The sequence below is a fragment of the Rhizobacter sp. P3_B12 genome, assembly GCF_056402895.1.
The window spans coordinates 1-9,086 of the sequence record NZ_JBFUGN010000164.1; the positions used below are offsets into that span (position 1 = coordinate 1).

General features: G+C 71.1%; 9 protein-coding genes. All 9 read left to right on the plus strand.

The annotated features are described in order from the left end of the window. The coding region (locus tag AC1D01_RS11600; RefSeq protein ID WP_477866266.1) for an ABC transporter substrate-binding protein at positions 1 to 519 on the plus strand (519 nt) is incomplete at its 5' end. A 16-nt stretch (positions 520 to 535) separates the two neighbouring features. Beyond that, a complete protein-coding gene (locus tag AC1D01_RS11605; protein WP_477866268.1) occupies positions 536 to 1,477 on the plus strand; it encodes an ABC transporter permease in 942 nt (313 codons plus the stop codon). A gap of 10 nt (positions 1,478 to 1,487) precedes the next feature. Next, positions 1,488 to 2,327 (plus strand): ABC transporter permease, encoded by an 840-nt coding sequence (locus AC1D01_RS11610; RefSeq protein WP_477866270.1) that lies wholly within the window; start codon positions 1,488 to 1,490, stop codon positions 2,325 to 2,327. Beyond that, positions 2,327 to 3,346, plus strand: a complete 1,020-nt coding sequence (locus tag AC1D01_RS11615; RefSeq protein ID WP_477866272.1) for an ABC transporter ATP-binding protein — start codon at positions 2,327 to 2,329, stop codon at positions 3,344 to 3,346. The genes AC1D01_RS11610 and AC1D01_RS11615 overlap by 1 nt, the downstream gene beginning before the upstream one ends. Further along, positions 3,343 to 4,290: an ABC transporter ATP-binding protein gene (locus AC1D01_RS11620; protein ID WP_477866274.1), complete on the plus strand. Its 948-nt coding sequence runs from the start codon at positions 3,343 to 3,345 to the stop codon at positions 4,288 to 4,290. The genes AC1D01_RS11615 and AC1D01_RS11620 overlap by 4 nt, the downstream gene beginning before the upstream one ends. A gap of 172 nt (positions 4,291 to 4,462) precedes the next feature. Continuing rightward, positions 4,463 to 5,752 carry an amino acid deaminase gene (locus tag AC1D01_RS11625; protein WP_477866276.1) on the plus strand — a complete coding sequence of 430 codons (1,290 nt, stop codon included), beginning with the start codon at positions 4,463 to 4,465 and terminating at the stop codon, positions 5,750 to 5,752. Positions 5,753 to 5,894: 142 nt separating this feature from the next. Continuing rightward, positions 5,895 to 6,797 (plus strand): MurR/RpiR family transcriptional regulator, encoded by a 903-nt coding sequence (locus AC1D01_RS11630; RefSeq protein ID WP_477866278.1) that lies wholly within the window; start codon positions 5,895 to 5,897, stop codon positions 6,795 to 6,797. Next, positions 6,794 to 8,269, plus strand: a complete 1,476-nt coding sequence (locus AC1D01_RS11635) for an N-acyl-D-amino-acid deacylase family protein (protein WP_477866280.1) — start codon at positions 6,794 to 6,796, stop codon at positions 8,267 to 8,269. The genes AC1D01_RS11630 and AC1D01_RS11635 overlap by 4 nt, the downstream gene beginning before the upstream one ends. Next, the coding region (locus tag AC1D01_RS11640; protein ID WP_477866282.1) for a sugar kinase at positions 8,259 to 9,086 on the plus strand (828 nt) is incomplete at its 3' end. The genes AC1D01_RS11635 and AC1D01_RS11640, both read left to right, overlap by 11 nt.

The window sequence follows — 9,086 nt, forward strand, 5'->3', positions numbered from 1 at the left end:
GCCTACAACCAGCGCAATGCGAAGAAGGCCAGGGACGACGCCGAGAAGGCCGGCTACAAGGGTGAGCCGGTGCGCGTGCTGACGAGCCGCCAGTACGACTTCCACTACAACATGGCGCTGCTGATGGCCGAACAGCTCAAGCGCGCCGGCTTCAAGGTCGAGCTCAACGTCGTCGACTGGGCGACGCTGGTGCAGCGCCGCAACGACTCGAAGCTGTGGGACCTCTACGTCACCCACTCCGGCCAGTTCCCCGAGCCGATGCTGTCGCCGCCGCAACTCGGCGAAGGCGCGCCGGGCTGGTGGAGCTCGCCGGCCAAGCAGGCGGCGCTGGCGGCCTTCAACCAGGAAACCGATGCGGCGAGGCGCGGCGCGCTGTGGGGCAAGGTGCAGCAGGTGGTGTACGACGAGGTGCCGTACATCAACGTCGGCCGCTTCAACGGGCTCGCGGCACGCAGCCTGGCGCTCGACGGCTACGTGCCGTCGACCTGGCCGTTCTTCTGGAACGCGCGCATCAAGTAAATCCCTTAGGCAGCCGATGCACCGCTACCTCCTCTCCCGCCTCGCCGGCATGCTGGCGGTGCTCGCCATCGTCGCGGTGATGGTGTTCGTGCTGACGCGCGCCGCGTCGGGCGACCCGATCTCGGTGCTGCTGGGCGACCAGGCCACCGCCGAGGACATCGCCCGCGTGCAGAAGGACTACGGCCTCGACAAGCCGCTACCGGTGCAGTTCGCGTACTGGCTCGGCGAGGTGCTGCACGGCAACCTCGGCCAGTCGATCTTTTTGCAGCGCCCGGTCACGCAGGCGCTGTGGGAACGCGCCGAGCCGACCACGCTGCTCGCGCTGATGGCGGTGGCGATCGCGGCGCTGATCGGCATCCCGTGCGGCATCGTCTCGGCGGTGTACCGCGGGCGCTGGCTCGACCAGGTCGTCACCGGCGCCGCGATGCTGGGCGCCAGCATCCCGAGCTTCTGGTTCGGCATCGTGCTGATCCAGCTGTTCGCGGTGTCGCTCGGCTGGTTCCCGGTGTCGGGCTATGGCGCGCCCGATGCACCACTCGCCGAACGCATCCATGCGCTGATGCTGCCGTCGCTGGTGCTGGGCGTGCTGAACTCGGCGCTGATCATCCGCTTCACGCGCGCGTCGATGCTCGACGTGCTGGGCGAGGACTACGTGCGCACCGCGCGCTCGAAGGGCCTCGGCGAAGGCACGGTGGTGCTGAAGCACGCGCTGCGCAACGCGCTGGTGCCGGTCGTCACGGTGCTGGGCCTGACGGTCGCGCTGATGATCGGCGGCGCGGTCGTCACCGAAACCGTGTTCGGCCTGCCCGGCATCGGCAACCTGGTGGTCAACGCGGTGCTGCGGCGCGACTACCCGGTGATCCAGGGCGCGCTGCTGGTGATCGCGGCGATCTACGTGCTGATCAATTTCGCGATCGACCTGCTGTACGTGGCCGTCGATCCCCGGGTGAAACTGTGAGGATGTCGAAGTGAGAATGCCGCGCCTCCTTCGACAACTGATGCACCGCCGCATCGTGATGGTCTCGGCCGCGCTGCTGCTGGTCATCGCAGTGCTGGCGCTCGGCGCACCGTGGTTCGCGTCGTTCGACCCGAACGACACCGCGGTGCTCGACCGCCTGAAGGCGCCGAGCGCCGCCCACCTGCTCGGCACCGACGAGCTCGGCCGCGACCTGTACGCGCGCATCGTGCACGGCGCGCGCTACTCGCTCGCGATCGCCGCGCTGACCGCCCTCGGCTCGGTGCTCGCCGGCACGCTGCTCGGCCTGGTGGCCGGCTTCTTCCGCCGGCTCGACACGCCGCTGATGCGGGTGGTCGACGCGATGATGTCCTTCCCCGACATCCTGCTCGCGATCGCGCTGGTCGCGATCCTCGGGCCCTCGCTGCTGAACGTGGTGCTGGCGCTGGTGCTGGTCTACACGCCGCGCGTCGCGCGCGTGGTGCGGGCCTCGACGCTGGTGGTGCGCGAGCTGCTGTTCGTCGAGGCGGTGCGGGCGCTCGGCGTGCGCACCTCGCGCATCCTGTGGCGCCACATCCTGCCGAACCTGCTGTCGCCGATCCTGGTGCAGGTGTCGTTCATCTTCGCGTACGCGATCCTGGCCGAGGCCGGGCTGTCGTTCCTCGGCGTCGGCGTGCCGCCCGAGATCCCCACCTGGGGCACGATGGTCGCCGGCAGCCAGCAGTACGCCGATCGCGCCTTCTGGGTCGTGCTGTTCCCCGGCCTCGCGATCATCCTGACGGCGCTGTCGCTGCAGATCCTCGGCGACGGCGTGCGCGACCTGCTCGACCCCAAGCTGAAGAAGACGCTGTGATGACCACGAACCGCCTCACCGTGACGGGCCTCAGCACCTGCTTCCCGACCGAAGACGGCCTGGTGCGCTCGGTGGCCGACGTCAGCTTCGGCATCGCGCCCGGCAAGACCACCGCGATCGTCGGCGAATCGGGCTCGGGCAAGTCGGTCACCAGCCTGACGCTGATGCGGCTGCTGCCGAAGACCGCGCGCGCGCAGGTGGCCGGCAGCGCGCGCTTCGTCACGCGGGCCGGTGCCGAGGTCGACCTGCTGACGCTGCCCGATGCGCCGATGCGCGCGCTGCGCGGCAACGAGCTGGCGATGATCTTCCAGGAGCCGATGACCAGCCTGAACCCGGTGTTCACGGTCGGCGAGCAGATCGCCGAGAGCGTGCGGCTGCACAAGCGGCTGGACCGCAGCACCGCGCTCGCGCACGCGAAGCGCATGCTGGATCTCGTGGAGATCCCCGCTGCCGCGCAGCGCCTGCACGAGTACCCGCACCAGCTGTCGGGCGGCATGCGCCAGCGCGTGATGATCGCGCTGGCCATGGCCTGCGACCCGACCCTGCTGATCGCCGACGAGCCGACCACCGCGCTCGACGTGACGATCCAGGCGCAGATCCTGGTGCTGATGCGCCGGCTGCAGGCCGAGACCGGCATGAGCATCCTGTTCATCACGCACAACCTCGGCGTGGTCGCGCACCATGCGGACGACGTGGTCGTGATGTACGCCGGCCGCGTCGTCGAGTCGGCGCCGGTGYGGCCGCTGTTCGCCTCGCCCGCGCACCCGTACACGCAGGGGCTGCTGGCCTGCCTGCCGGGCAAGGCGCACGCGGCAGGGCAGCCTCGGCCGACGCGCTGGTTCGCGATCCGCGGCCAGGTGTCGAGCCCGCTCTCGCCACCGCCGGGCTGCGCGTTCGAGCCGCGCTGCGACCAGGCGATCCCGGCCTGCGCGCAGGCGGTGCCGCCGCTCGCGGACACTGGTGAATCGCGACAGGCGCGCTGCATCCGCGTGCCGTCGCTGGAAAGGAATGCGGCATGAGCGATGCAGCCACCCCGCTGATCGAGGTGCGGAACCTGAAGCGCTATTTCGGCAGCAGCGACAAACCGGTGCGCGCCGTCGACGACGTGTCGTTCGCGATCCGCGCCGGCGAGACGCTGGGCCTGGTCGGCGAATCCGGCTCGGGCAAGAGCACGATCGGCCGCACCGTGCTGCGCCTGATCGAGCGCACCGCCGGCCAGGTGCTGTACCGCGGCGACGACCTCGGCGCGCTGTCGGCCGAGCGCATGCGCCGCCTGCGCAGCAAGCTGCAGATCATCTTCCAGGACCCGTACGCGAGCCTGAATCCGAAGATGCGCATCAGCGCGATCCTCGACGAGGCGCTGTCCACGCACGGGCTCGCGAAGGGCCGGCGCAAGGAGCGCATCGCCGAGCTGCTCGACCTGGTCGGGCTGCGGCCGGAGCATGCGAGCCGCTTCCCGCACGAGTTCTCCGGCGGCCAGCGGCAGCGCATCGGCATCGCGCGGGCGCTGGCGGTGGAGCCGGAGTTCATCGTCGCCGACGAGCCGCTGTCGGCGCTCGACGTGTCGATCCAGGCGCAGGTGATCAACCTGCTGGCCGAGCTGCGCGAGCGGCTGTCGCTGACGATGCTGTTCATCTCGCACGACCTCGACGTGGTCGAATACCTGTGCGACCGCGTGGTGGTGCTGTACCTGGGCCGCGTGATGGAGGTGTCGACGACGGCCGAGCTGTTCGCGCGGCCGCTGCACCCGTACACGCAGGCGCTGCTGGCCGCGAGCCCGAAGCCCGACCCGCTGGACAAGACCGAGATCATCCCGCTGAAGGGCGACATCCCGAGCCCGATGAACCCGCCGTCGGGCTGCGTGTTCCGCACGCGCTGCCCGAAGGCGATCGATGCGTGCGCGCAGACCATTCCGCCGCTGGAAGAGAAGGCGCCGGGGCGATTCTCCGCGTGCATCCTGTGAAGCTGAATCACTCCCCTCCCGTTCACCCTGAGCAGGGACCGAGCTTGTCGAGGGCCCGTGTCGAAGGGCTGCCTCCGAAGCGACTCGACCAGGGCTTCGACAGGCTCAGCCCGGCCCTTCGACAAGCTCAGGGCGAGCGGGAGCGGAGTCCATTCGCAAAGAGAGTCACCCCATGACCAACGACCTGATCGACCCGCTGCTGCAACCCGGCCTCAAGGGCTACCCGCTGACCGCTTCGCCGCGCCGCCGCAGCGAAGTGGCCGCCGCCGGCTGGAACGTGCTGGCCGGCGACCTGCCGCTGCCGCTCGCCGTGCTGAAGCGCGAGGCGCTGGAGCACAACATCGCGTGGATGCAGCAGCGCACGAAGGACTGGGGCATCGAACTCGCGCCGCACGGCAAGACGACGATGTCGCCGCAGCTGTTCCGCCGCCAGCTCGATGCCGGCGCCTGGGGCCTGACCTTCGCGACGGTGAACCAGCTCGCGATCGGCGTCGCCGCCGGTGCGCGCCGCACGCTGATCGCCAACCAGGTCGTGCACGACGCCGACCTCGCGGCGATCCAGGCGCTGCTGCGCGGTCATGCTGACCTGCGCATCGTGTTCCTGGTCGACTCGCTCGCGCAACTCGACCTGATCGAGGCCTGGGCGCTGGCCCACCCCGGTGCCCTGCCCTTCGAGGCGATGCTCGAAGTCGGCGTCGCCGGCGGCCGCAGCGGCGTGCGCACCGATGAAGAAGCCGCCACGCTCGCGCGCCGGATGCACGCGAGCCCGGCGCTGAAACTGGTCGGCATCGAGTGCTACGAAGGCCTCGGCGCCAAGGGCGAGATCGATGCCGACGTGCCGTATGCGAAGGCGCTGATGGACCGCGTCGAGGCGATCGCGAAGACCGCCGATGCCGAGGGCCTGTTCGATGCCGACGAGGTGCTGCTGTCGGCCGGCGGCTCGGCCATCTTCGACCTGGTGGCCGGCCGGCTCACGCCCTCGCTCGCGCGACCGGTGCGCGGCCTGCTGCGCTCCGGCTGCTACGTGACGCACGACCACGGCTTCTACAAGCGCATGGTGAACAGCGTCGAGGCGCGCCTGGGCTGCGGTTGCGGCGAGACGCTGCACCCCGCGATGGAGGTCTGGGCGATGGTGCAGTCGCGGCCGGAGCCGGGTCTCGCGATCCTCGCGGTCGGCAAGCGCGACATCTCGTTCGACCTGGCGCTGCCGGTACCGATCGCGCGTGCGGCGCGCGGTGCGCGGCAGACCTCGCCGGTGCCGGCGGGCTGGTCGATTACCGGGCTGAACGACCAGCATGCCTACCTGCGCTGGGCCGCGGATGACGAAGCCACCGCCCCCGCGGTCGGCGAACGCATCGGCCTGGGCATCTCGCACCCCTGCACCACCTTCGACAAATGGCACTGGATGCCGGTCGTCGAGAACGACTACCGCGTCAGCGACGCCGTGGCGATGCACTTCTGAATGGATGACCCACCCCCGAAGCGCCTTCGGCGCTCCCCCCTCAAGGGGGGCGCCGCCAGCGGCCCGGCAAAGCCGGTTCCGCGGCGGCCGCTTGATCGGCCGCTTCTTGGCATGGACGGCATGAGCGCAACAGAGACCTGAGATGACACGAACCTTGCTGGAGAACGTGGCCGCGGCGCGCGAAGGCGCACCCACCGCACGCCGCGCGATCCTCGACCTGATCCTCGACGACCCCGATCGCGTGCTCGAGGAAAGCTTCGAATCGCTGGCCGGACGCGCCGGCAGCTCGGTGCCCACCGTGATGCGCACCTGCCGCGACCTCGGCTTCGCCGGGCTGCGCGAGTTCAAGCTCGCGCTGGCCCATGCGCTGGCGCTCGGCGGCTCGCCGCTGCACCGCCGCGTCAACATCGAGGACAGCGCCGACGAGGTGGTCACAAAGATCTCGCGCAGCGCCGCCGCGTCGGTGGCCGGCGTGCGCGCGCAGCTCGACATGGCCGCGCTCGGCGCCGCCGTCGACGCGCTCGCGGTCGCGCGCCACGTCGACCTGTACGGCGCCGGCTCCACCTCGTGGTTCATGGCGCAGGACCTGCAGGCGCGGCTGTTCCGCCTCGGCCTGTCGGCCACCGCCTGGGCCGACTACCACCTGCAGCAGGTCGCGGCCGCAGCGCAGGACGAGCGCGGCGTCGTGATCGCGATCTCGCACGTCGGCGGCATGCCCTCGCTGCTCGATTCGGTCGACATCGCCCGCGCGCAGGGCGCGAAGGCGGTCTGCATCACGCGCCCCGGCACGCCGCTGGCCGAGCGCGCCGACATGCTGATCGCGCTGAGCGTGCCCGACGACGCGGTGATGCACGTCGGCATCGACGCCTACCTGACCCACCTGACGGTGATCGAGATCCTGACCGTGCTGGTCGCGCAGCGGCGCGGCGACCCGGCCGTGCAGCGGCTGCRCTACGTGCGCGAAGCACTGCAGCGCCACGGCATCGACGTGCGCACRCACCCGCTGCAGAGTTGGGATGGCGGCGGCGTGGGGAACAAGCCATGAGCGTGTTGGCCACCCTGTTCCAGAATGGGCTCGTGATCGACGGCTCCGGCACGCCCGGCTGGACCGGCGACGTGCTGATCGCCGGCGACCGCATCCTGCGCACCGGCACCGGGCTGCGCGATCGGCTGCCCGAGGGCCTCGCGCCCGAGGAGGTCGAGACCGTCGACTGCACCGGCCTCGCGATCGCGCCCGGCTTCATCGACGCCCACACGCACGACGACGCGATCGTGCTGCGCGATCCCGACGGCCTGCCGAAGCTGTCGCAGGGCATCACCACCGTGATCACCGGCAACTGCGGCATCTCGCTCGCACCCTACGTCACCGAGGCCGCGAAGGCGCCGCTGAACCTGCTGGGCGCCGGCTCGTTCCGCTACCCGACGATGGCCGCCTACCGCGATGCGGTGCAGGCCGCGCAACCGTCGCTGAACGTCGCCGCGCTGGTCGGCCACACGACGCTGCGCTTCGCCGCGGTGCCCGATCTCTCGAAGCCGGCCTCGGCCGACGAGCGCGCGCGCATGGCCGCGCTGCTCGAGGCCAGCATGGCGGAAGGCGCGCACGGGCTGTCGTCCGGGCTGTTCTACGAAGAGGCCTACCCGGCGCCGGCCGACGAGGTCACCGAGCTCGCGCGCATCGTCGCGCGCCACGGCGGCATCTACGCGACGCACCTGCGCAGCGAGATGGCGCAGATCATCGAGGCGCTGCACGAGGCCGGCGACACCGCGTTCGCGGCCGGCGTGCCGTTGGTGATCTCGCACCACAAGTGCGCCGGCCCGGCCAACTGGGGCCGCACCCGCGAGACGCTGCCGCTGATCGATGCGCTCGGCACGCGCCAGCCGGTCGCGATGGACGTGTACCCCTACGTGGCCGGCTCCACCGTGCTGCGCGAGGACCTGGTCGACGGCGTGATCGACGTGATGCTGACCTGGAGCGACGCGCACCCGGAGCACACCGGCCGGCTGCTGTCGGCGATCGCCGACGACTGGGGCGTCGACCAGAAGACCGCCTGCCGCCGGCTGCAGCCGGGCGGCGCCTGCTACTTCCAGATGAACGAGGACGACGTCGAGCGCGTGATCGCGCACCCGCGCACGATGATCGGCTCCGACGGCCTGCCGCACGACCGCCACCCGCACCCGCGGCTGTGGGGCGCGTTCCCGCGCGTGCTGGCGCGCTACTGGCGCGAGCGCCGGCTGTTCACGCTCGAGCAGGCGGTGCACAAGATGACCGGGCTGACCGCGCGCAATTTCCGCATCGCCGAGCGCGGCCTGCTGCGCCCGGGGATGATGGCCGACGTGGTGGTGTTCGACCCGGCGCGCATCGCCGACACCGCCACCTACGACACGCCGATCAGCGCCAGCATCGGGATTGCCTCGGTGCACGTGAACGGCGTGCGCGCCTATGCTGCCGGACCGGTGCCGCAGGTGTTGCAGCGCGCCGGGCGGATGTTGACGAGGGGAACATCGGATGTCGTCTGAACAGATGCTCGAGAAATCGCTGGACGTGCTGGCCATCGGTGAAGCCATGGCCGAGTTCAACCAGCAGCCCGACGGCCGCTACCTCGCCGGCTTCGGCGGCGACACCTCGAACTGCGCGATCGCGGCCGCCCGCATGGGCGCGCGCACCGGCTACCTGACGCAGCTCGGCGACGACCTGTTCGGCGAACAGCTGCTGTCGCTGTGGCGCAGCGAAGGCATCGCGACGCAGGGCGTGCACCGCGTCGCCGGCGCCGAGACCGGGCTCTACTTCGTGACGCATGGCGAGGGCGGCCACCGCTTCTCGTACCGCCGCGCCGGCAGCGCCGCGAGCCGCATGCGCCCCACCGACCTGCAGCCCGGCCTGGTGCAGGGCGCGCACTGGCTGCACTGTTCGGGCATCTCGCAGGCGATCAGCGCATCGGCCTGCGACGCGGTGTTCGAGGCCATCGCCCGCGCGCGCGGCGCCGGCACGCAGGTCAGCTACGACCTGAACTTCCGCCCGGCGCTGTGGCCCGCGGCCCGCGCACTCGCGATCGCGCGCGAGACGCTGGCGCACTGCGACCTGTTCTTCCCGAGCATCGACGAGATCGGCGCGCTGACCGGGCTGCTGCGGCACGACGACATCCTGCGCTGGTCGCACGACCAGGGCGCGAAGCGGGTCGCGCTGAAGCTCGGCGCATCGGGCTGCCTGGTGTCGGACGCGAACGGCGCGCGCCTGATCGCGCCGCACCCGGTGACGCCGGTCGACGCGACCGGTGCCGGCGACTGCTTTGCCGGCGCGCTGCTCGCGCGGCTGTCGGCCGGCGACACGCTGGAC

What these genes read in the sequence shown, in the direction of transcription:
- AC1D01_RS11605 (WP_477866268.1), top strand. Translation starts at nt 536, where the DNA reads ATGCACCGCTACCTCCTCTCCCGCCTCGCCGGCATGCTGGCGGTGCTC.
- AC1D01_RS11620 (WP_477866274.1), top strand. Translation starts at nt 3,343, where the DNA reads ATGAGCGATGCAGCCACCCCGCTGATCGAGGTGCGGAACCTGAAGCGC.
- AC1D01_RS11625 (WP_477866276.1), top strand. Translation starts at nt 4,463, where the DNA reads ATGACCAACGACCTGATCGACCCGCTGCTGCAACCCGGCCTCAAGGGC.
- AC1D01_RS11635 (WP_477866280.1), top strand. Translation starts at nt 6,794, where the DNA reads ATGAGCGTGTTGGCCACCCTGTTCCAGAATGGGCTCGTGATCGACGGC.